Consider the following 21,526-nt stretch of genomic DNA (forward strand, 5'->3'; position numbering starts at 1 on the left):
CCCGTATTCGGCCGCTTAATGCACTCACAATAAACACAAAAATGACCCGGAGGTCGTTATGATCCGCAAATCCCTCGTTGCCCTGATTCTTGCAGCCGTGGCGCCATTGGCGTCGGCCCAGACCGTAAAAATGTGCGTGTTCGATGTGATTGGCGCAAACGGTGACATCTACAACATGGTTAAGGACTATGCGCTGGAGATGAAATCCCACGGTGTGGACTTTGAGCTTAATCCTTACACCGATGAGGGTGTTGCTGTGGGTGACTTCAATGCCGGCCAGTGCGATGCCGTGGCTGCGACGGATCTGCGCACGCGCCCTTTTAACCGCTTCACAGGAACCGTAAGTGCCGTTGGCGCGCTTCCTACCTACGATGACCTAGAAACGCTTCTGGCGACATTGGCGCAGCCTAAAGCTGCCCCTCTTATGAAACAGGACGGTTATGAAGTATTAGGCATTGTGCCTGCCGGTGCGGGCTACCTGTTTGTTAACGACCGCAGCATGGATACAGCGGGCGATCTGGCTGGTAAGCGCATGGCGACGTTGGACTATCAGAAAGACGCTATCCATATGGTGAACTTCGTTAAGGCAACGGTGGTGCCTTCGGATATCACCAACTTTGCGGGCAAGTTTAATAACGGTTCGGTTGATACAGCCTACGCACCGGCCTTCGCGTACGAAGCACTTGAGCTCTACAAAGGCTTGGGCGATAAAGGCGGCATTGTGGATTACCCCCTGGCACAGCTGACTATCCAGATCATCGCGCGCGAAGGCGTGCTGGATGATGAAACCGCCCAAGCCGCTCGTCAGGTGGCTTGGGGAATGTATCCTCAAGCCATGAACCTGATCAAAAAGCAGGAAGAGGCGATACCCGAAGAAAAGTGGATCCGCATTCCAGAAAAGGACATTCAGGGATACCAAGAAATGTTCCGCCAGAACCGGATCGAAATGCGCGACGGCCTTAATGGTGCGCCCGATGTGTATCACAACAAGATGCTGGGTTTGCTGAGCAAAATTCGCTGCGCAAGCAACCCGTCGGCTTCAGAGTGCACCTCGGAAAACCGGGAATAATAGGGCGGATTACGCATGAACTGGCGAGCATTGACAGCTCCAGCCGCGCGAACGCTTTACCCCGCGCATAAAATACACGGGGCTATTCTGCTGTTGCTGCTGTCTTTTACCCTGCTTCTGGGCATGGGAAATTCACTTCATTCGCACCTCGCTGGAGCGTAACCTTGCGTTGTGCGCGGATAAACATACGGCGTATCAGAACAACATTGAGAAGGCTACGCCCGCGCTGGGGGTTTTCAAAACCGTTGAGCAGGGGTTCGCGACCTTTCTGTTGGAGAACATAGAGCTTACTAAGTATCTGTTTATCGCAATCTTTGCGATGGCGGCCGCAGTGGCAGCGCTGGATGCCGATCATATAGCACTGAGGTTGCCCAGAAACCGATCAGAGTGGCGCCTTAGCCAGGCTGTACAGTTCTTTGTAAATGGCACCATGGTGTTCTCAATGCATGCCTATCTGGGCCGGCTGTCGAGTTCGCCGGGGACTGACTCGACAGCCATGCTCCAGTTTGCGTGCGCAGGCGTATTCGGACTGTTCATGGTGATCAACGCCATACGCTTTCTGTATGTTCCAAAGCGCATTCGAGTCGGCGGGCTGGCGCTATCTTCAGGCCTGGTGATACCGCTTTACTGTGTCATGGGCTTGATTGCCATGAGCTACTTCTTCTTTGCGGATGGCTATGCCTCGGGGCTTGCCATCTACTTTGGCATGATGTCCAACTTGTCTTCGATGTTTATCAATATCGGGCTCTATGTGCTAGTGGGTATGGTTCTGAAGCAGACCCGTTTGCCAGAGTTGCTGTTGAACGTGATCAAGCCGTACAACCTGCCTGCGCCCATGCTGGCGTCGGTCATTATATTTGCGACGGCATTCCCGACGGCGTTCACCGGGGCCTCCGGCATTTTCATTCTCGCCGTTGGCGGTGTGGTTTACGATGAGCTGCGTAGGGCAGGTGCTGGGCGGCAACTGGCGCTTGCCACAACCGCTATGTCTGGAAGCCTCGGTGTGGTGCTCAACCCCTGCCTGCTGATTGTGGTGGTTGCGGCCCTTAACAAGGAAATTACCACCACCGAGATGTACGATTGGGGCTTTTGGGTGTTCCTTTTTTCGGCCACTCTGTTCTCCTTCATCGTGTGTAAAACGGAAGGCAATTGGCGACCACGCCCGCCCCCGGGTGCTTTCAAGGCATCGCTGCGCCAGCTTATGCCTTTGTTGCCTTATGTGGCGCTTGCTGTTGCAGTGATATTCACTATATATGCTGTGCTTGGCCTGTCATCTTGGATTCAACGAATACAGCGCGCCGTTGATTCTGCCAATCGTGATGCTTGCTCTGGTGTTTCTTGATGCAGATAGCAGCAGCCGTGAAAACAATGAAACCTGCTTTAAAGCCTTTTGGGATCGAAGTTGCTCGGCAGCTAGTGATTCCGCCGTGCATATCGGCGCCTTGCTGGCACTGATCGGCTTTTCCATTTGTTTGGGAGGCATTCTTGAGCGCTCTGATATCGTTCATTTCCTGTTCCCGGAACATCTGACCAGCCCTTGGCTTGCGATGTTGGTGATTGTCGTCATGCTCACGGCAATCGGCATGGTTATGGATCCCTTTGGCGCGGTCATATTGGTTTCGGCGACCATTGCGCAGCCAGCGATCCAACTAGGTATTGATCCACTGCACTTCTGGATTGTTTGCTTGGTGGCCTTTGAGCTGGGCTATCTCAGTCCTCCAGTGGCGCTGAACCACTTGCTAACCCGCCAGGTTGTTGGCGAAACGGAAGTGCTTGCGGCAGAGCGCGTTGGGTCTTTTTGGCATCGCTACGAGCGGTTGTTGTTGCCCATTGCGGTAATGGGTCCAACGCTGTTGCTGGTCGCCTTTGTGCCGATGCTGTTCTACGCGATGTAAGGATTGTGCTCTATAGTTAAAGCCGCCTCCGGGGTTTCCTGAGGCGGCTTTTTTGTATCTCCGTGCTCAGGCTTGCGTGTTCCTTAACATCTGGCTAAACGTGGGTCACGTATACTTGGGACTTGCACAAAAAACAGGGGCTAATGCGGATGCCGGCTAACTCAAAGGCAGCAGCGTTTTTCAGGTATTCCATATTGGCGACGTTGGTTGCTGCACTTTTCGGCTGTGATGGCAGTTTTAACGGCAATGAGCCAGCGCTCGCCAATGTTGCGTTGTCGGGCATCATAGACATTGAAACCGGTACGCGGGTAGATTCAGACGATGCGGGTACTTTGGCGTTGAGCGCTTCCCCCCTGCGCCGCTCGCAGCTTCTGCCACAGGAATTCATTCTGGCGGGCTACATAAGCGCGAGCAGCGGGACATACCCCGGTTTTAACGAATTAAATTATCCGGCCGACCCTGTTGATGCCTTTTCCATGACTTTGCGAGAAGGGCAAACCATTTATCTTCAGCCATTTTCAACACGTGAGGGTGTCTCTCCGCTGACTTTGTCGTTGTTGAGTGGCAGCCGTGTTATCGAAACCGTTTCTACCGATAACCAACCGGGTTCGATTCGGGTTTCGTTACCGAATGCTGAGGTTGCAGGAATCTATACCGTGCAGGTTGAGGCAGCTGGCGCTGGTATTGCTTACAACGCCTCGCTGCTCCCTGTTCGGGTTCTGGGTGAGGGCGGCACGGGTTCATCAGCAGATCTGCTGGCGGCTTTGCACTGGGTTGCGGGCCCGACGGATGGAGAGCCCCTAGCCGATATCGTCAACCTGAGTCTCGGTGGACTTCCTTTCCAGCCCCGGCTGAGGGATGCCATTGATTACGGGGCCAGGCGGGGCATTGTGTTTGTCGCGGCGGCGGGTAATTCCGCTTCTACGCTTGCGTCCTATCCTGCTGCCTACGGAAAGGTGTTTGCCGTCAGCGCTGTCGATGGCGCGGGTGTTTTGGCATCTTACTCGAATTCTGGTGACTGGATCGACCTAGCCGCGCCCGGCGGCGATGCCAGCCGTGATGATAACGCTGATGGTCGCAGTGATCTGATCAGCAGCACCAGCGCAAGCCTGGTAAACGGCATTCTTCAGGAAACTTATATCGGCTTGCAGGGCACATCCATGGCAGCGCCCCACGTGTCTGCCGTTTTTGCGCTGATGAAGAATCTTGATTCGTCACTCAACTATGAAAAGCTGAATATCAAGCTGGTGGTAGGGGATCTTACCGCCACGGATTGCGGCAGCCCAATGTGTCCGAAGTCGACTGAGCTGGGCTGGGGGCTTCTGGATGCGGGTAAGTCGGCTTTGGCCGCATCTACAGGCACGGTATCGGATTTCTTAACGGCGTCTCCCTCCATTGTGAGCCTTTCAACGGAGGGGGAGCTGTCTGCGAGTGTGAGCCTGAATGTTTATGGCAGTAATCCGGATGACATCATCATTGATTCCGTATCCGTGGCGGCTCCATGGCTACGACTGGATTCACCTCTGGTCAACGAGGGCTCTGGAACCGATTTTGAGATCAATTTAACTCTAAATCCCCGTCATAGGCCAGCGGGTGACAGATCAGCAGGCTCGTGATGCAGGCAGACATTTCGTTCTGCTGGTTGACCCAGAGCCTGACGGCGATCTTTACACAACTGCCGCCCAGGCCAGCGCCGTAGCAGAGAACGGGCAGTATCAGTTTTCATTTTTACCGGACGATGGTGCTGAGCCGAAAATGCTGAATGAGGTCCCGCCGGGTAACTATATTCTTGTTGCAGGATCCGATCTGGATAACGATGGGCTGATTTGCCATGCTGGTGAAGCCTGTGCGGAGTACCCAGTGGCCGGGCTCCGGGAGGAAGTTACGGTCAGGCGGGGGGAGCCCATCACCGGCATCCGGATGACAACCAGTTATTCGCGGCCCACCATATCTGTTGCGACACCCGACATCTTGCCCCGCCCTGGGTTCAGGGGCTATAAGCTGATACAGCGCGGGTCAGAGAGTGAGATAGATAGTGATGTGACGCGTAAGGCAACACCCAAAATAATCGGAGCAGAGCGTTGATGGCTGTGCGCTCGCCTGCGCCCGGAACTATGGTTACGCAGGTTATCACTTCGCCCTGTGTGGTGGTGGCGGTTCCGGCCATTGACTGGCCGGAGATTCGAGTGTCAGGTGTCCGCGACAGGGATCTTGTGATTAAGTTTTAAAGATCCTGCCGCGAATGAGTTGATCATACAAGAGGCAATCAGCCGTTGATCTTTGGCCGCGAATCCCTAAGCTATGGGAACGAATTTTTTCTTCCTGCGGAGTCCCTTCCAGTCTATGAGCCAGCAACAATACAACGCCGATGCCATTGAAGTACTGAGCGGTTTGGACCCGGTGCGCAAACGCCCAGGCATGTACACGGATACCAGCCGCCCGAACCATCTGGCCCAGGAAGTCATTGATAATAGTGTGGATGAGGCCCTGGCAGGCCACGCACGCCGTATTGACGTTGTGCTTTATGCCGATGGATCGCTGAGTGTTGAAGATGATGGCCGCGGTATGCCGGTTGATCTCCACAAAGAGGAAGGGGTGTCTGGTGTTGAGCTGATCCTTACGCGGCTGCACGCTGGCGGCAAGTTCTCCCAGGGCAATTACAATTTTTCGGGGGGGCTGCACGGTGTAGGCGTTTCGGTCGTGAACGCGCTTTCTAAACACCTTGAGATAACCATAAAGCGCGACGGCCAGCTCCATCGGATGACGTTCGCCAATGGCGACAAAGCCTCTGAGTTGGAAGTTATTGATACCGTTGGCAAGCGCAATACAGGCACCCGCATTAAGTTCACGCCGGATACAACGTATTTCGACAGCCCCAATTTTTCGGTTAGCCGTCTGCGTCATAACCTGCGCGCTAAAGCGGTGCTTTGCCCCGGTTTAACGGTGACCTTTAAGCAGGAAAAAACCGACGAGAAAGACGAGTGGCTCTATGAAGAGGGCCTGCGAGATTATCTCCGTTCTGCATTGACAGATATTGAAGTCATGCCTCTGGAGCCGTTCACCGGCAGCTTTTCCGGTAGCAAGGACGCTGTTGACTGGGCAATTCAGTGGCTGCCGGAAGGCGGTGAGGCGCTTATGGAGAGCTACGTTAACTTGATACCCACTGTTCAAGGTGGCACCCATGTAAACGGCTTACGCACCGGGCTGTTGGAAGCCATGCGCGAATTCTGCGAGTTCCGTAACCTGCTGCCAAGGGGCGTTAAATTGTCTCCCGAGGACATCTGGGAAAAAGCAGCCTATGTGCTTTCGTTCAAAATGCAGGAGCCGCAGTTTTCCGGGCAAACAAAGGAGCGTTTGTCCTCACGGGAGGCCGCCGGATTTATTTCTGGTGTGGTCAAGGATGCCTTCAGTTTATGGCTGAACCAGCACACCGATGTGGCCGAAGCGCTGGCCGAACTGTTCATCAGCAATGCTCAGCGCAGGCTTAAGGCTGGCAAGAAAGTGGCCCGCAAAAGAGTAACATCTGGCCCCGCCTTGCCCGGCAAGCTGGCGGACTGCTCCGGCAGCGATACCGCTCGTTCTGAATTGTTTCTGGTTGAGGGCGACTCCGCTGGTGGTTCTGCTAAACAGGCCCGCGATCGCCAGTTCCAGGCGGTCATGCCGCTGCGCGGAAAAATCCTGAATACCTGGGAAGTAGATTCCAGCGAAATTTTGGCCTCCCAAGAAATTCATGACATTGCCGTAGCTATAGGTGTGGATCCCAACTCCGACAAGCTCAACAGCCTGCGTTACAACAAGGTTTGCATCCTGGCTGATGCGGATTCTGATGGCCTGCACATTGCGACTCTGCTGTGTGCTCTGTTTCTTAAGCATTTCCGCCCGGTTGTTGCCGCGGGCCATGTATTCGTCGCCATGCCGCCGCTTTATCGTGTGGATGTGGGCAAGGAAACCTTCTACGCACTCGACGAGCCAGAAAAACAGGGCATTATTAACCGCATTGAAGCAGAAAAGCGCAGAGGAAAGATTTCGGTAACCCGCTTTAAAGGATTGGGTGAAATGAACCCACTTCAGCTCCGTGAGACCACCATGGCACCAGATACGCGTCGACTGGTTATGCTGACCATCGAAGACGGAGACGATACGGACAGCCATATGGACATGCTCCTAGGCAAGAAACGCGCCTCAGACCGCAGAGCCTGGCTGGAAACCTATGGCAACATGGCGGATGTAGCTGGCTGATAGCTTATGCTATTTTGATCTATAAGAATAATTCGTTATTCTTTTTAAGTATTCAATAAACTCGTTATTCTTCCGGTTTTCTGATCGGGAAGAATCGTAAATGGACTGGCAAGGCTGGTTTGCTCTGGGTCTGGCAGGCGTCGCGCTGTTACTCATGAGTTCAGGGCGGTATGCACCTCATCTTGTGATGATGGGTGTGCTCGTTGTGCTCAGTGCCAGTGGCGTCATTTCGCCCGACCAGGCACTGATGGGTTTCAGCAACACAGGGCTGATCACGGTTGTCGCTCTGTTTGTGGTGGCGGCTGGCATACACCACTCCGGCGGCGTTGATTTGCTGGTCAGGTACCTGCTCAGAAACCCCAAGACCGTGCGCTCGGCGCAGGCACGCATTACTCTTCCAGTTGCACTGTTAAGCGGTTTTCTCAACAACACCCCCGTTGTGGCGACGATGATTCCCGCCATTCATGCCTGGTCCCGGAAGATCGGCATTGCACCATCCAAACTTATGATCCCCCTGAGCTACTCTGCCATTCTAGGTGGCACGCTAACCATGATTGGTACCAGCACCAACCTGGTTGTTAATGGCCAGTACCAACAGTTGACCGGTGATGCTGGGCTTTCCATTTTCTCCATCACGGCCGTTGGCTTACCCGTTGCAGTTCTTGGCATTGCTGCAATCTTACTGTTTATGCCCAGGGCTTTGCCAAACCGGGAAGACCGACACAAATTTGGCTCCATGAGAGAATTCACGCTGGAAGTTGCGGTTGCAATTGATGGGCCGTTAGTTGGCAAGACAGTAGGCGAGGCGGGCCTGCGAGAGCTTGAGCACCTCTACCTGGTAGAAATTGAACGTGATGGTAGCGTGGTAACGGCGGTGCCATCTGAGGAGCGCCTGTGTGGCGCCGACCGGCTGGTGTTTGCCGGTGATACTCAAGCAATCTCGGACCTGCTGCGAATTAACGGCATCGTGCCTTCGGTGCACGCAGATGAACCCAGTTTGAGCCAGGATCGTGCAGAGCGCTGCCTGATGGAGGCGGCTTTGTCTCCGCAGTCAGAAGTGCTGGGTCTGACGATTCGCGACGCGCGTTTCCGGGAGCGCTACGGAGCGGTGGTGTTGGCGGTCGCCCGGGGTGGTGCCCGAGTATCCGGAAACCTGGGTAATATTCGTCTCAAACCTGGCGATGTGCTTTTGCTGGAAGCTCGGCCCGCGTTTGTAAGCCGGCAGCGCTACAACAATGACTTTCTGCTTATAAACGATCTGGGAACCGAGGCTCCAAGGCACGACCGTGCCTGGTTGTCCTGGGGAGTCTTAGTTGTGCTGGTGGGGCTGGTCGCCTGCGGTGTTCTCAGTATGCTCAACGCTGCCTTGATGGGAGCAGCTCTGATGATCCTGAGTGGCTGCTGCTCCGTAGGCCAAGCACAGAAATCAGTGGATGTGCCCGTGGTTCTTACCATTGGTGCTTCGTTTGCCCTGGGCGCTGCCCTGCAGGAGACCGGGGCTGCGAGTTACGTCGCAGGTGCCATTCTAAGCCTCAGCAAGGGGCACGTATTACTGGCTTTGTTCATGGTCTATTTTTCAGTCTCTGTGCTTACGGAGGTTATCACCAACAATGCGGCGGCCGTTCTGGTTATTCCGGTTGTGTTGTCGATGACCAGTACCATGGGCGTTGAGGCAGAACCGTTTGTTATCGCAGTAATGATGGCCGCGTCGGCCAGCTTTGCCACGCCCCTTGGGTATCAGACCAACATGATGGTGTTCGGCCCTGGTGGGTACAGGTTCGGGGATTTCGTACGTGTTGGCCTGCCAATGAATGTGTTCATTGGCCTGGTATCTGTTGCAGTCATTTCCGTGGTGTACGGAATCAGCCCGTGATAACCGAAGGTGCAGGCTGATTGGCTAGAATGTCGCAGCAAAGCACGCGCAGCTCGCTCTCGTGAGTAAAGCCCAGTGACAGGGTGACACACATATAAGCGCCGGTTACGCAGAGATAGGGTGCTGTAACGTGGAGGTTGCCAGGCTGAGCCAATGCCTGCTGAAGATACTGTTGCCGGTACCAGTCCGCCTTGTTGGTGCTCTCAAGCGGCTTAAATCGCGGGTCTCGGCTTCGGGCCTCGGTGTCCGATATCAATGTGTCCTCAACCTGAACGCCTTTATCATCCGCCAGATAACAGCGTGAAACCGTGGAATGACTCAGCAGCTTGCTACAAGCCTGGGCCATAGTGACGCCGGTTTGCAGTTGCTCGGTGGCTTTATAAAAATCCCGTTGAAAAAAATCCACCAGCTGGCGGGTCGGGTCACGGGTTATCTGGTGGCGCGCTTTGTACTCTCGCAGTAGCTGGTCAAAATCTGCGGATGTATTGCAGAGCTGTGCTAGTTCAGTACTGGGACGGCAGAAGTAGAACCCTTGAACAAAATCCACGCCGGCATCGATGGCAATCATGGCCTGATCGCTGGTTTCTACACCCTCCAGTAAAACCAGGCACCCCGATTGATGCAGCAGCGAAACTATACCGTTTAGTATTTGTCGTGCCTTGCGGTCTTCTGTTGCCCGGGTCAGTAGTTTTCGATCCAACTTGACGATGTCCGGTGACAGATTCCAGATTCGCTCAAAGTTGGAGTGCCCAGCGCCAAAATCGTCAATAGCCGTCAGGCACCCCAGCTGCTTGTAGTAGGCAACGGTTTCACGCAGGCGTTCGGCGTCATCGGTTGGTTGCTCGACAATCTCGATAACGATCCTGTGTGGTGGCAGCTTGGTTTTCGCAAGCAATTCGCCGAAAAACGAATCTGTCTGGCTACCACTGGTTACAACTCGGGGGGAAACATTCAGAAACAGCCAATTGAGTTGGTCCTCTAGGCCGCTGCAGTTTTGGATGTGCAGATATCGACAGAGCCGATCCAGGAGGAGGGCCTCAGCATCTGAGGTTGGTAGCTCAAAAAGGTGAATCGGAAGAACACTGGCGCTGTCTGGATCCAGCGCCCGAATCAAGGCTTCGTAGCCAACGGTTCGTTTGTGGGAAATACTGTAAATGGGCTGTAGAGCCGTGCTCAGAATCAGGCCGCGAAAGTCCGCCGTCCAGACATCGCCGTTTCTGTGTAACATTGGCGATAGCATGTCCAGTTCTGGGTCTGTCAGATTTTCCGGGAGGGCGTACTGCATAATGAGTTTTGAGCCATTGAACGAATGCATCAGGTGCTATTGAAAAAAGCGCCTGAACGGCCACTGATCAGTCACGGCTGAAACCGGAAAAACCTGAGTAAACTGATAGTTGGAAGGGAGGTTGCCAAAAATAAGAGAGCATTACCACTATTTCATGAAGAAACTGGCAGAGGTTTGCAATTATTCAATAGTGAGTGTGAACTGAAGGGGGTAGCTAGGCCCCGAACAGGGGCCACGTAAACTCAGTTATTACTTGGGATTACAACGGATTCGTCGAATTCAAGTTCCATGTCTTGTCCTCTCGTTCAATGAGGCCCCCGACGGGGCAGTTAAGCATGGATAAAGTCTATCGAGTTCATAAGTTTTAACAATCCGTACAACCCGTATGTGGCTTCTTACTTGAATCCAAGATACTTCAATTCCCGATGGAGAATATGAGGCATTAGTTGCTATGCAAATAATTAATACATCTACCAGTTACGGGTGGCTAGCTATTATTGTTCACTGGGTTGCTGCTGTGGCAGTGTTTGGCATGTTTGCTTTGGGTTTTTGGATGGTCGACCTAACGTACTACAGCGAGTGGTACCAGCGTGCTCCAGACATTCATCGCAGTATTGGCGTTTTGTTGTTTGTCTTGACGGTATTTCGGCTGCTTTGGCGTTTATTGACTGCATCGCCTGCTCCGTTGGCGGGGCATAAGCGTTGGGAGGTTGCCAGCGCCTACGCCGCTCACGGGTTGTTATATGTTCTTGTTTTTGTAGCGACGGTGAGTGGGTTTTTGATTTCAACCGCCGACGGTTCATCGGTGAGCGTATTTGGTTGGTTCGACGTACCATCCGTGACAGGGCAGGTTAAACGGCTTGAAGATACTGCAGGGCTGGTACATTACTGGAGCACCTGGGCTTTGGTTGCTCTGGCGCTGATTCACTCAGCGGGGGCGCTGAAGCATCATTTTATCGACCGTGATAATACCCTGCGCCAGATGCTTGTTCCGCAGCGACAGGATAATTGATTCGTGCAATGCTGCTATGAATCAGAGCGTTTCCGTTTTTTAAAAGGAGAAATTATGAAAAAGTTACTGCTAGCATCGGCTGTTTCCATGACGCTTATAGGGAGTGTGCATGCCAGTGAACACAGCGGCACCTATGATTTCGATAATGAAGACACTCACCAGTTCATCACGTTCAAGATCTCTCATCTGGGTTATAGCTGGCTCTATGGTCGCTTCAATGATTTCGATGGTCAGTTTTTTTACGATGCTGAAAATCCGGAAAACAGCTCTGTGAATGTAACCATTGATACGTCCAGTGTGGACTCGAACCACGCCGAGCGTGATAAGCACTTGCGAAGTGAAGATTTCCTGCACGTGAGTGAGTACCCTCAAGCGAGTTTCAAGAGCAAGCGGGTGGTGCTTGGTGACGAAGGCGAAGCGGATATTGTTGGCGATCTCACACTTCGCGGTGTCACCCGTGAGGTTACCTTGGACTTGGAAATGCTGGACCATGGTAAAGACCCGTGGGGTGGCTATCGCATGGGATTTGAGGCGGAAACTGAGCTACGACTTGAAGACTTCGGCATCCCGATGAGCCTCGGGAAGGCGTCCGAGACAGTAGAAATTATTATCTCCGTAGAAGGTATCCGCCAGTAAATTTGGCTGCACCTGCGATAACAGGTTCCGGGGTTATACCCGGAATCTGCCTGTCTGTTTTTCCAGTTCCCCTTCGGCTTCCTGGGATGTCTCGCAGGAGCGGCAAAGATGTCGTTGGCGCCAAAACTGAGCGGCGAAAATAACCAGCCATATAAGCAGTCCCGCCCAGAGATAGGTTGCAGGAACTTGAAAGCTGCCACTGATAGCGAATTCCACTAGAAGCATCAGCGCGACGGCCAGTGCCGCATTCGCCATTGCCGTAGCCATGGCTTGCCCGCAGGCTTTGAGATTGGGTTTCATAGTGTTCCGCTTGTTTTGAAGGAAAAACGGTCTTCTATTCATCACTAACCACGAGCATACGGCGCACCTTACAGACTCTCCATGCGGGAATTCCGCTATTGGAATCGATGGCTTCGGACATTGATGAACCATTTTGGCCCATAAATCCGCAGGTTGTTGGTGTATCAGCCCGGTGCTCCATATAATGTCCCACTGCACAGGCCCCGTGATTATTCCGGGCGCACAGGGTAGCATCACGGACTCTTTCAAAATCAGGCAATACAGGCAAAAAAGAGGCATCCATGCCAGAGTTTCAGACAACGGATGAAGGCTTTGAGCGGGTTTCACTCAAGGACTACACGGATAAAGCCTATCTCGACTACTCCATGTACGTCATTCTTGACCGCGCACTTCCCAGTGTCGGGGACGGGCTGAAGCCGGTTCAGCGGCGCATTATTTACGCTATGTCAGAGCTGGGCCTGAAGTCCACGTCCAAATACAAGAAATCTGCCCGTACCGTGGGTGACGTTCTGGGTAAGTTTCACCCGCACGGGGATAGCGCCTGTTACGAAGCCATGGTGCTCATGGCGCAGCCATTTTCTTATCGCTATCCGCTTGTAGACGGCCAGGGTAACTGGGGCGCGCCAGATGACCCTAAATCCTTCGCCGCTATGCGTTACACCGAGTCCCGCTTGGCACGCTTTGCGGATGTGCTACTCGCAGAGCTGGGGCAAGGCACTGTAGACTGGACGCCCAACTTTGACGGCACCATGGACGAGCCTTCGGTGCTGCCTGCAAGATTGCCCCATGTACTATTAAATGGCACTACAGGTATTGCCGTGGGTATGGCGACGGACATTCCGCCTCATAATGTAAGGGAAGTAACAGCCGCTTGTATTCGGTTGTTGGATGATCCCGAGGCAACCGTTGATCAGCTGTGCGAGCACGTTAAGGGCCCGGACTTCCCCACCTATGCGGAAATTATTACGCCCCGCAAGGATCTGCGCCAGATGTATGAAACCGGCCGTGGCTCGCTGCGCATGCGTGCTCGTTGGGTTCGGGAAAGCGGTGAGATTGTGGTTACCGACTTGCCACACCAAGTTTCTGGCAACCGTGTGCTCGAACAGATTGCGCACCAGATGCAAATCAAAAAACTGCCTATGGTGGCGGATCTGCGCGACGAGTCTGATCACGAGAACCCCACCCGACTAGTCATTGTGCCGCGCTCTAATAGGGTAGATCTCGACGGGCTGATGGCTCACCTGTTTGCCAGCACCGATCTTGAGAAAAGCTACCGAGTAAACATCAACGTTATTGGCAACGATGGGCGCCCGGGAGTGAAAGGCCTGCGCCAGATGCTTACGGAGTGGCTGGCGTTTCGGCGTACCACTGTCACTCGTCGTCTGCAGCACAGGCTGGATAAAATATTGGCGCGTTTGCACATTCTTGAAGGCCTTTTAATTGCCTACCTGAATATTGACGAAGTCATCCATATTATACGCACCGAAGATAAACCCAAAACGGTCTTTATGGAGCGATTCGGGTTGTCTGCGGACCAGGCCGAATCCATTCTCGAGCTGAAGTTGCGCCACTTGGCCAAGCTTGAAGAAATGAAAATCCGCGGTGAGCAAGATGAGCTGGCCATAGAGCGAGACGAGCTACAGGCTATTCTTGGCTCCGAGGATCGCTTGCGAGAGTTGATCAAGAGCGAATTGTTGGCAGACGCCGAAGAGTATGGCGACGACCGCCGTTCTCCGATTGTCGAACGTGGCGAGGCCCGGGCTTTCAGCGAGAACGATTTGGTTTCCAACGATCCCGTTACGGTTGTTCTCTCAGATAAAGGCTGGGTACGCGCCGCCAAAGGCCATGATATAGATCCGGACGGGCTGAGCTACAAGGCCGGCGATAGCTTTTCGTTAGTTGCCCGTGGCCGCAACAACCAGCAAACGATTTTTCTGGACTCCACCGGCCGGGCATACTCACTGATGGCCCACAGCTTACCTTCGGCGAGAGGGCAGGGGGAGCCACTGACCGGCCGGATTAATTCGCCTTCGGGGGCGAGCTTCTCCGGCGTGCTTATGGGTGACCTTGCACGCAAGACGCTATTGGTGACCGACGGCGGGTACGGGTTTGTGACCTCTTTGAGTAACATGATCAGCAAAAATCGCAATGGCAAAGCGGTGGTCAGTGTGCCTAAGGGCGCGAAAATATTGCCGCCGGTGATCATTCCCAACACCGAGGATGCCCTCTTTCTGGGGGCGATTTCCAATGAAGGCAGAATGCTTGTATTCCCGCTCAGCGAACTGCCTGAGCTGAGTAAGGGCAAGGGTAACAAGATCATCAGTATCCCCTCTGCACGGGTACAAAACCGTGAGGAGTATGTGGTCGCGACCGCCGTGTTTGGCAAGGATGACCAGCTGGAGATTCGTGCGGGCAAGCGCAAGATGGGGCTGCAGTTCGCCGATCTTGAGCATTATATTGGCGAGCGTGGCCGGCGTGGGCACAAGCTGCCTCGCGGCTTGCAGCGTGTTGATGCGATTGATGTTATCCCCTCTGCCGCCCGGGCAAAGGAAGAGGACAGTGCTGATGATGGAAAGTTCTGATTATGGAGAGCACCGACAGTGAGTGAACTTGTTCTAATTAACGTGTCCGGGCGCGACAAACCAGGGCTCACGTCGGAAATTACCGGCATCATGGGGCGTTATGATGTCCGGATTCTTGATATAGGGCAGGCGGTCATTCACGACCATCTAACCTGGGGGATTCTCATTGAAATTCCGGATGAGTCGAAATCCTCGCCCGTCATCCGTGACCTGCTGTTCCGTTTTCACGCCTTGGATCTTCAGGTGAGGTTTGCTCCGATTACCATCGAAGAGTACCACTCCTGGGCTGAGGGCCGTAATCGAGCCTGTTACATCGTTACTCTGTTGTCCCGCGACATCAAGGCGGAACAGATTGCTAGGGTATCTGCTATTACCGCTCGCCACGGCCTGAACATTGACAACATTTCCCGGCTTTCTGCGAGACCTTCACTCAACGCGTCCAGTGATGGGATTGCATGCGTGGAGTTCTCCGTACGGGGCACGCCGTCGGATCCTGAGCAGCTGAGGGCTGATTTCCTGCATATTGCAGGTGAGATGAATGTGGATATCGCGTTTCAAGAAGATTCCATTTTTCGCCGCAACCGCCGCTTGGTGGTCTTTGATATGGACTCTACCCTCATTGAAGCCGAAGTGATCGATGAGCTTGCCGAAGAGGCCGGTGTGGGCGCCCAGGTTGCAGAGATCACCGACCGCGCGATGCAGGGGGAGCTGGACTTCAGTCAGAGCTTTGCTGAGCGTCTGTCGCTGCTTAAGGGCCTAGATGAGTCCGTACTGGAGCGGGTTGCAGGTCGCTTGAAGATGACCGAAGGGGCAGAGCACCTTATTCGAAGCCTGAAAGCCCTAGGTTATCGCACCGCGATTCTCTCTGGTGGCTTTACTTATTTTGCCCGACATCTTCAAGAGAAGCTGGGCATCGATTACGTATACGCCAATGAGCTGGAGATCCGCGATGGAAAGGTAACCGGTGAGGTTTCTGGCCAGATTGTAGACGGCAAGCGCAAGGCGGAGCTGTTGCTGGAAATTGCCGAGAAGGAGCATATTTCCCGCGAACAGGTAATCGCGGTGGGCGATGGTGCCAACGACCTGCCTATGTTGAGCCAAGCCGGCTTGGGTGTTGCGTTTCGGGCTAAACCACTGGTTAAGGAATCTGCCCGGCACGCTATCTCGACGCTTGGCCTAGACGCCATTCTTTACCTGATTGGCTTTCGCGAGAGTGAAACCAATCAGGGGCTGAAGAACGCCGGTTTCTGAGCCGGCGTTTCTCAGTCAGCCTCAGTTATCGCTAAAGTCGTAATTCATCTCCGGAGCCGGAGCCTGAAGGTAGTAACCCTGAACGTAGTTCACGCCAGCTTGCCAGAGTGTGGCGAGAAGACTGGCATTTTCTACCAGTGGAATAATGGTGAGTTTGCCGGCACTTTGCAGGCTCTTTACCATTTCCTTTACCTGCTCCTTGGCTTCGCCATTCTTCTGGATTTCTTCAGTAAAGGAACCGTCGATCTTCACGTAATCCGTATCAATGTGTTTCAGCGTGTTGAACGGATTCAGTGCGCAACCGAACTGGGCAATGGACACTTTGCAGTGAAGCTGATGTAGGTCTTTGGTGAACTCCTTGGCCTGCTTCATGTAGTTGTTCGCATCGCCTTCGCGGATCTGGAAAATCAGCGAATCCCCAGACAGGCGAGCGGCTTTCAGCGCCACGCTCAGCCAGGGTGTAAAGGTTTTGTCCTGTATAGTCTCAGCCGTCACGTTGAGGAACATGCGGGTATCGTTGCCTCCGGAACGGTGGCGGGCTAACTGCTTTATAGTCTGCAGGATAACCCAGCGGTCGATCTTGATGGCGGTATCACTGGGCCCCATGGGAGGCAGGAAGTCGTAGGGCGAGACCTCTTTGTCATCCTTGTCGAGCATTCTAACGAAAGCTTCGTAGTGCTCCTCGCCCTCACCACGGAGGTTGATAATGGGCTGAAACAACAGCCGGAAGCGGTTCTCATCCAGCGCCTTTAGTATCGCCTCAATAGAGCTGCTGTCATCCAGCGTTTCGTAATCTGCCGGATTATAAACGCGGATACCGTTGCCCTGAGACTGGCCTTCCTGCTTGCGTACTTCCGAAGAAGCAACGTGTGCCCGGGCCAGCAACTCTTCCGCTTTTGGCGAATTCTCAGTAATTGATGCAACACCGATGCTGACTGTTAGTGGAACGGTTCTGCCATTGATATCGAACAGGTGTTCATCCACCGCTTTGCGAGCCTGCTCACATCGACTGGTCAGGGATTTTTCATCGCAAGGGAGGCATAGAAAGCCGAATGCATCATCACTGAGACGCGCCAGCATCAGATCATCTCCAGCTTCTTTTTTCAGAAGAGCGGCTAGGTCGCCCAGCAGCAGATCCGCGCCAGAAATCCCCACCTCGCCCTTCATGGCCATGAAATTGTCGAGCGCGATATACGCCAGTGCGCCGGTTTCGTTATTCTTACCCGCATCGGCAATAGCCTGCTCGAGCTCTTTCATCAGATATTGACGGTTATATAGACCGGTGAGCAGATCCTGACTGCTGATCTCGCGTAATTTCTCTTCCAGCTCGGCATCGCTATGCTCCGGCTGAAGCACGATTTGTGTGCAGATTTCACCGTCGTAGGTGGCAGCGGAGACGGACATGGTTACGTTCAGCTCATGATCATCGCTGCGCTTTGCCGTGCAGTTCATCGTCATGCCGTCTTCGCCTTTCTCTGCGAAGGACTTCATGAAGGTTCTGTAGTCTTTCTGGCTTTCAGATGTGAGCGTATCGAGCACGGGAATGCAGATCAGGTCGTCAATGTCGTCGTAGCCCAAAAACTCCATGTAGGACTGATTGGTGTAAATATGCATGCCGTCATTGATGTAGGCAATGGCATCTTTGGAGCTTTCTAGAAGCAGCTGGCATCGCTGTTCGGCTTCACGTAGGTGAGACTCCAGAGCGCGGCGGCGGCGGCGATCATCAAGCGCCGTCAGCTCACGTTTAACCTTAAGTACCAGCAGGTCGCTGTGCTCGAATTGCACGGTGCCCTGGGCGCCGGCTTTCATCACCGCTACCGTTCTTTCCCGGCTTTCTTCTGCTGTAAGAAACAGGCAGGGAATGTCCTTGTCCATGCGCTTTATCATGGCCAGCGTATTATCTGCAGAGAAATCCTGCTCAACATCCCGAGCCAGTAGCAGATCCCAGTTGCCGTTTTTTAGAGTCTCTTCCAGATCCTCTTCAGACGTAATGCGGTGCGCCCTTGTGGCTTTGCCGGCATTTCTCAGCAAGCTTATTAGGGATTCGGCATCATTTTGTGAAGGGTCGAGAATCAGGAGATGTACGGTCGCGTTCTGTTTCTGCATTCCTAAGAGGTCTCGTAATACAGGTTGGCTGGGCCGGCCACGGCAGAGAATTGCTCTGCCTTAGATACAGTATCTTGATGGAAACTGTGAGCTGGTGCTGCGAGACCGGACGATCACTATCGCTGAATAATGCAGGGGTTGAGGCTTAATAACAAGCCTCTGGCGGATTTACGGGGCATCCGCCAGAGGTGTTTAGAGAGATGGCCACAGAGAATCAAAATCGTCTTCGCTGGCACCGCTTGGCGATGGCGAGCCGGCTGGGGCAGAGGTTGCGGCATTATTCTGAAGTTTTAGTTCAAACTGGCTGATACTGCCAGTGGACGATACTTTTTTCGTTAGCTGGCCTTGATCTTCCCGGCCACCATGCAGCATGGAGATTCGGCTGCCTGGCTGGAACGGTAGCCGAGGAGTAATCAAAGTGGCAGCCTGGTTGACCACACTGATTTCTGGAAGTAAAAGGCCGCGCAGATATTCGCTGCTGCTCCCGACTTTTTGAATCAGCCGAACACCGCAGGGCGAGCCGCTGGGAGCCCGTAGTTCGATGCCTATCTGAGTACCGTGATTGCGGATTTGCCGAATCCAGCGAACAACGGCGATGCTCCATGGGTGTGAGCGTTGCTCACGTATGCCAAGAACTTCTCCCGCCTGCATGGAGGGTGGAACGCTCGCCTCCCATGATACGCAGTAACCACCAGGGCTGGTGTTTACCAGTAGCGCTGAGTGTGATTTGGGTCGGTTTTTATCGTTTGCAGGCGTGTTCCCGAAGCTGCCGCGGAAATTGATCGGCGTATCCGCAGCGTGCAGGCGTTCATCGCTAGGGCCCGCATCGTGGGCACCGGACCAGGCATCGTCGCGCTTGCGAGACGCTCGGATAAAGACGTTCTCGTCGTCCTCTGCGTTGTTGTCATTGCCGGTTACAAACTCAGTGAACGACTTCTCCCCGGCTATAAAATAGTGCGTAGCGGTCAGCCCGACACAGATCTCAAGCGTGCCTTGGCTAGCAATTCGATTGAAGTTCCGCTTTGCTAGAATGCCCAGAGCCTGGCTTAGGTGAGTGAGCAAGGTTTCGTTAACATTGCCTGGTATTTTCAGTGTTTCGGGGGCCGGTTGCTGACTGAGCCTTGCGTCCAGGCCGTCAGCAATCATGGTCGCCAGCTCCCTGGTATCGAATCCGTAACTCTCGTTACCAGGTTTGTTTTCCAGCAAGCTTCTATAGATTGGGGAGCTGTCGCTCTCTAGGTTCACAACAAAAAGGCTGTCTTCCCCGGTGCCTGGCCCGCAGCTGGAATGCTCCGTCCAAGACTCAAACAAATCATAGGCCTGAACCAACTCCGTTTGCCTGAGCTGGTTGGGCCTAGCGCAGCCCAGGAGCAACAGGCGTTTGTAGCTGTCCGCGACGGTGCTGGCCTGCCTTTGCTTCAAGCTGCTGTCTTCTACAGTGACCCCCGAAAGTTTGTTGCGATGCGCAAACCGAAACATGCGATGGCATTCCAACCAACTGTGCGCGGGGCTCGGGCAATAGAGTTGATGAGACCGCAGAATGGTCGAGGCGAGTTCAGACGTTGCACGGTGGATGGCTGTAGTAATCAGTTTGCGGTTCTTATCTAGCCCACCATCGTCCAGAACCTCTAGCAGGCAAAGCTTGTAGCCACTGGCAAGATGTAGTTGAAGCGCATGGGCCAGGTTGGCAATTTTGCGCTGCTTTTCCGGTAAGGCAACCGCAAGCCCCAGGTAATGGCGTGAGAGCTCACTGCAAACGAAGTGAATCTTTTCGCGAATGAGCTCAAGGAATTGCAGGCGGTTTTGGGGCGCGAGAAAAAGTTGATTGAGCTCAATGATCGCGTGGTAGAGCTGGCGCGATACTTCGCCAATATTGGCCATAGGAAGCTGTTTAGTCCATGACCTGAAGGCCTTTGGCGTTGTATCGCAGAACGACAAGCTTGCTATTTTCTGCTCGGGAACACGTAGATCTGGTTTCAGGATCGTGCCTTCCATGAATATGCGCCAATATTAAGACAACGTTTCGTATTCCGGGCTCTCTCATCCGGCACAGCAAATATCGCTGCAGTAAGCCGGTTGATCAGGAAGACTCCGCGAATACATATTTTTACAAAATAGACGGTACTGGACTTTAAAATAGCAAACCAGAACAAGAAAGCTAGAAAGTCATATGTTGACAATGTTTGACATGTGATATTGGGCCAGTTTGGTGCAAACGCCTTTAAAGATCATTAGAAAAAAGGTCGATCGGTGTTTTTGCGGGTTTTCCTGGAATCTCGCGAACCAGTCGTGGAACCAGAAACCCCGGCAGTCTGGACAGCAGTTCTTGAACCAATAGTAGGGCTTCTTTATCTGGAACATCAAAGTGCTGAGCGCCCGCGACCGGATCGAACGCGTGTAGGTAGTAGGGCAGAACGCCCGCCTCAAACAGTGTTTCGCTCAAATTCTCCAACACATCCGCATTATCATTTACGCCCCTGAGAATCACGCTCTGGTTTAGCAGCGTTACGCCCGCTGACCGAAGACGGTTTAGCGCTCGGCGTGTGGCATGATCAATTTCCGCCGGATGATTGACGTGCAACACCATCACGACTGGCACTGGTGTGCTGCTGATCCACTTCAGCAGTGCATCACACACTCGCTGTGGTATCACCACCGGAAGGCGGGTATGCAGGCGTATGCGGCGGATATGAGGGATGTTGCTGATGGCCGAAGCCCACTGGGACAGCAATTGATCACTGACCGCCAACGGATCGCCGCCGCTGAAAATAACTTCATTGATTTCCGGGCTTGCCGCAAGCGTATCCAGCACCCGCTGTCGGTCGGCTGGGCCTAGGCGCTGTTCATCGTAGGGGAAGTGCCGGCGAAAACAGTAGCGACAGTTAATCGCACACTGGCCGGTGACCATCAGCAGGGCACGGCTGCGGTATTTCCGAATCAGGCCCGTGGTCACAATGGCGCCGTCTTCCTCCAGCGGGTCAGTCACAAACCCCTCTGCAGCGCCTGTCTCAAGGTTTAAGGGCAGCACCTGGCGCAGCAAAGGGTCTGCGGCGTTTCCTTTCTCCATGCGTGCCAGAAAAGGCTCGGGAACCCGGGTTTGAAACAACCGGTGCCCCGCTTCGGCCCCAGCCAGCCACTTATCAGCAGGTAGATCCAGCCGCGCAAGCAACTCTTGTGGTGAGGTTATCGAGTCGGAAAGCAATTGTTGCCAGCTCCGATTATCATCGTCTGAAAGCTGGGCTTCTATATGGGCAGGGCTTCGCTGTATCATAGCGGCC

At 53.7% G+C, this 21,526-nt stretch carries 17 protein-coding genes; 12 read left to right on the forward strand and 5 right to left on the reverse strand.

Annotated elements, in window-relative coordinates; genetic code table 11:
* Positions 1-58 precede the first annotated feature (58 nt).
* The 8 genes from CPH80_RS20595 (at position 59) to CPH80_RS20620 (ending at position 9,076) form a co-directional block, all read left to right on the forward strand.
* A complete protein-coding gene (locus CPH80_RS20595) occupies positions 59-1,069 on the forward strand; it encodes a putative solute-binding protein (protein ID WP_096281014.1) in 1,011 nt (336 codons plus the stop codon).
* Positions 1,070-1,238: 169 nt separating this feature from the next.
* Complete coding sequence (locus CPH80_RS23465) at positions 1,239-2,411, forward strand: hypothetical protein (protein WP_227520282.1); 1,173 nt, start codon at positions 1,239-1,241, stop codon at positions 2,409-2,411.
* Positions 2,371-2,964, forward strand: a complete 594-nt coding sequence (locus CPH80_RS23470; protein ID WP_227520283.1) for a TRAP transporter large permease subunit — start codon at positions 2,371-2,373, stop codon at positions 2,962-2,964. The genes CPH80_RS23465 and CPH80_RS23470 overlap by 41 nt, the downstream gene beginning before the upstream one ends.
* A 149-nt stretch (positions 2,965-3,113) precedes the next feature.
* Positions 3,114-4,580 (forward strand): S8 family serine peptidase, encoded by a 1,467-nt coding sequence (locus tag CPH80_RS20605; protein WP_157746922.1) that lies wholly within the window; start codon positions 3,114-3,116, stop codon positions 4,578-4,580.
* Positions 4,558-5,049, forward strand: a complete 492-nt coding sequence (locus tag CPH80_RS20610) for a hypothetical protein (RefSeq protein WP_096281018.1) — start codon at positions 4,558-4,560, stop codon at positions 5,047-5,049. Before CPH80_RS20605 ends, CPH80_RS20610 begins: the two co-directional genes overlap by 23 nt.
* Entirely contained in the window at positions 5,049-5,192 is a 144-nt protein-coding gene (locus CPH80_RS23475) for a protease complex subunit PrcB family protein (protein WP_143752943.1), read from the forward strand. The genes CPH80_RS20610 and CPH80_RS23475 overlap by 1 nt, the downstream gene beginning before the upstream one ends.
* A gap of 115 nt (positions 5,193-5,307) precedes the next feature.
* Complete coding sequence (parE, locus tag CPH80_RS20615; protein ID WP_096281020.1) at positions 5,308-7,203, forward strand: DNA topoisomerase IV subunit B; 1,896 nt, start codon at positions 5,308-5,310, stop codon at positions 7,201-7,203.
* 100 nt (positions 7,204-7,303) lie between these two features.
* On the forward strand, positions 7,304-9,076 hold the full coding sequence (locus tag CPH80_RS20620; protein ID WP_096281022.1) for an SLC13 family permease: 1,773 nt from the start codon (positions 7,304-7,306) through the stop codon (positions 9,074-9,076).
* Here CPH80_RS20620 and CPH80_RS20625 read toward each other — a convergent pair.
* Positions 9,066-10,361 carry an EAL domain-containing protein gene (locus CPH80_RS20625; RefSeq protein WP_096281836.1) on the reverse strand — a complete coding sequence of 432 codons (1,296 nt, stop codon included), beginning with the start codon at positions 10,359-10,361 and terminating at the stop codon, positions 9,066-9,068. The two genes, CPH80_RS20620 and CPH80_RS20625, sit on opposite strands and share 11 nt — an antisense overlap.
* 451 nt (positions 10,362-10,812) lie before the next feature.
* Here CPH80_RS20625 and CPH80_RS20630 point away from each other — a divergent pair, with 451 nt between their 5' ends.
* Positions 10,813-11,373: a cytochrome b gene (locus CPH80_RS20630; protein ID WP_096281024.1), complete on the forward strand. Its 561-nt coding sequence runs from the start codon at positions 10,813-10,815 to the stop codon at positions 11,371-11,373.
* 54 nt (positions 11,374-11,427) lie between these two features.
* A complete protein-coding gene (locus tag CPH80_RS20635) occupies positions 11,428-12,009 on the forward strand; it encodes a YceI family protein (protein ID WP_096281026.1) in 582 nt (193 codons plus the stop codon).
* A gap of 33 nt (positions 12,010-12,042) precedes the next feature.
* Here the strand turns inward: CPH80_RS20635 and CPH80_RS20640 are convergent, their stop codons facing one another.
* Positions 12,043-12,309 carry a hypothetical protein gene (locus CPH80_RS20640; RefSeq protein ID WP_096281028.1) on the reverse strand — a complete coding sequence of 89 codons (267 nt, stop codon included), beginning with the start codon at positions 12,307-12,309 and terminating at the stop codon, positions 12,043-12,045.
* Between the two features lie 281 nt (positions 12,310-12,590).
* Between CPH80_RS20640 and parC the strand changes: the two genes are divergently transcribed.
* Together parC and serB are read left to right on the forward strand one after the other, a co-directional pair.
* Positions 12,591-14,891 (forward strand): DNA topoisomerase IV subunit A, encoded by a 2,301-nt coding sequence (gene parC, locus CPH80_RS20650; RefSeq protein WP_096281032.1) that lies wholly within the window; start codon positions 12,591-12,593, stop codon positions 14,889-14,891.
* An 18-nt stretch (positions 14,892-14,909) separates the two neighbouring features.
* On the forward strand, positions 14,910-16,142 hold the full coding sequence (serB, locus tag CPH80_RS20655; protein ID WP_096281033.1) for a phosphoserine phosphatase SerB: 1,233 nt from the start codon (positions 14,910-14,912) through the stop codon (positions 16,140-16,142).
* A gap of 21 nt (positions 16,143-16,163) precedes the next feature.
* Here serB and CPH80_RS20660 read toward each other — a convergent pair whose 3' ends face one another.
* The 3 genes from CPH80_RS20660 to epmB all read right to left on the reverse strand — a co-directional run bounded on the left by CPH80_RS20660 (position 16,164) and on the right by epmB (position 21,519).
* A complete protein-coding gene (locus CPH80_RS20660; RefSeq protein ID WP_096281035.1) occupies positions 16,164-18,248 on the reverse strand; it encodes an EAL domain-containing protein in 2,085 nt (694 codons plus the stop codon).
* A gap of 192 nt (positions 18,249-18,440) precedes the next feature.
* Complete coding sequence (locus tag CPH80_RS20665) at positions 18,441-20,243, reverse strand: GTPase (RefSeq protein WP_096281037.1); 1,803 nt, start codon at positions 20,241-20,243, stop codon at positions 18,441-18,443.
* 226 nt (positions 20,244-20,469) lie between these two features.
* The gene (epmB, locus tag CPH80_RS20670) at positions 20,470-21,519 is read right to left on the reverse strand and encodes an EF-P beta-lysylation protein EpmB (RefSeq protein WP_096281039.1); all 1,050 of its coding nucleotides are present in this window, start codon (positions 21,517-21,519) and stop codon (positions 20,470-20,472) included.
* Positions 21,520-21,526: the final 7 nt, after the last annotated feature.

Source organism: Marinobacter sp. LV10R510-11A (assembly GCF_900215155.1).
Taxonomy (GTDB): domain Bacteria; phylum Pseudomonadota; class Gammaproteobacteria; order Pseudomonadales; family Oleiphilaceae; genus Marinobacter.

What these genes read in the sequence shown, in the direction of transcription:
- CPH80_RS20665 (WP_096281037.1), bottom strand. Translation starts at nt 20,243, where the DNA reads ATGGAAGGCACGATCCTGAAACCAGATCTACGTGTTCCCGAGCAGAAA.
- epmB (WP_096281039.1), bottom strand. Translation starts at nt 21,519, where the DNA reads ATGATACAGCGAAGCCCTGCCCATATAGAAGCCCAGCTTTCAGACGAT.
- CPH80_RS20660 (WP_096281035.1), bottom strand. Translation starts at nt 18,248, where the DNA reads ATGCAGAAACAGAACGCGACCGTACATCTCCTGATTCTCGACCCTTCA.
- CPH80_RS20605 (WP_157746922.1), top strand. Translation starts at nt 3,114, where the DNA reads ATGCCGGCTAACTCAAAGGCAGCAGCGTTTTTCAGGTATTCCATATTG.
- CPH80_RS20625 (WP_096281836.1), bottom strand. Translation starts at nt 10,361, where the DNA reads ATGCAGTACGCCCTCCCGGAAAATCTGACAGACCCAGAACTGGACATG.
- CPH80_RS20630 (WP_096281024.1), top strand. Translation starts at nt 10,813, where the DNA reads ATGCAAATAATTAATACATCTACCAGTTACGGGTGGCTAGCTATTATT.
- parC (WP_096281032.1), top strand. Translation starts at nt 12,591, where the DNA reads ATGCCAGAGTTTCAGACAACGGATGAAGGCTTTGAGCGGGTTTCACTC.
- CPH80_RS20635 (WP_096281026.1), top strand. Translation starts at nt 11,428, where the DNA reads ATGAAAAAGTTACTGCTAGCATCGGCTGTTTCCATGACGCTTATAGGG.
- CPH80_RS20620 (WP_096281022.1), top strand. Translation starts at nt 7,304, where the DNA reads ATGGACTGGCAAGGCTGGTTTGCTCTGGGTCTGGCAGGCGTCGCGCTG.
- parE (WP_096281020.1), top strand. Translation starts at nt 5,308, where the DNA reads ATGAGCCAGCAACAATACAACGCCGATGCCATTGAAGTACTGAGCGGT.
- CPH80_RS23475 (WP_143752943.1), top strand. Translation starts at nt 5,049, where the DNA reads ATGGCTGTGCGCTCGCCTGCGCCCGGAACTATGGTTACGCAGGTTATC.
- CPH80_RS20595 (WP_096281014.1), top strand. Translation starts at nt 59, where the DNA reads ATGATCCGCAAATCCCTCGTTGCCCTGATTCTTGCAGCCGTGGCGCCA.
- CPH80_RS20640 (WP_096281028.1), bottom strand. Translation starts at nt 12,309, where the DNA reads ATGAAACCCAATCTCAAAGCCTGCGGGCAAGCCATGGCTACGGCAATG.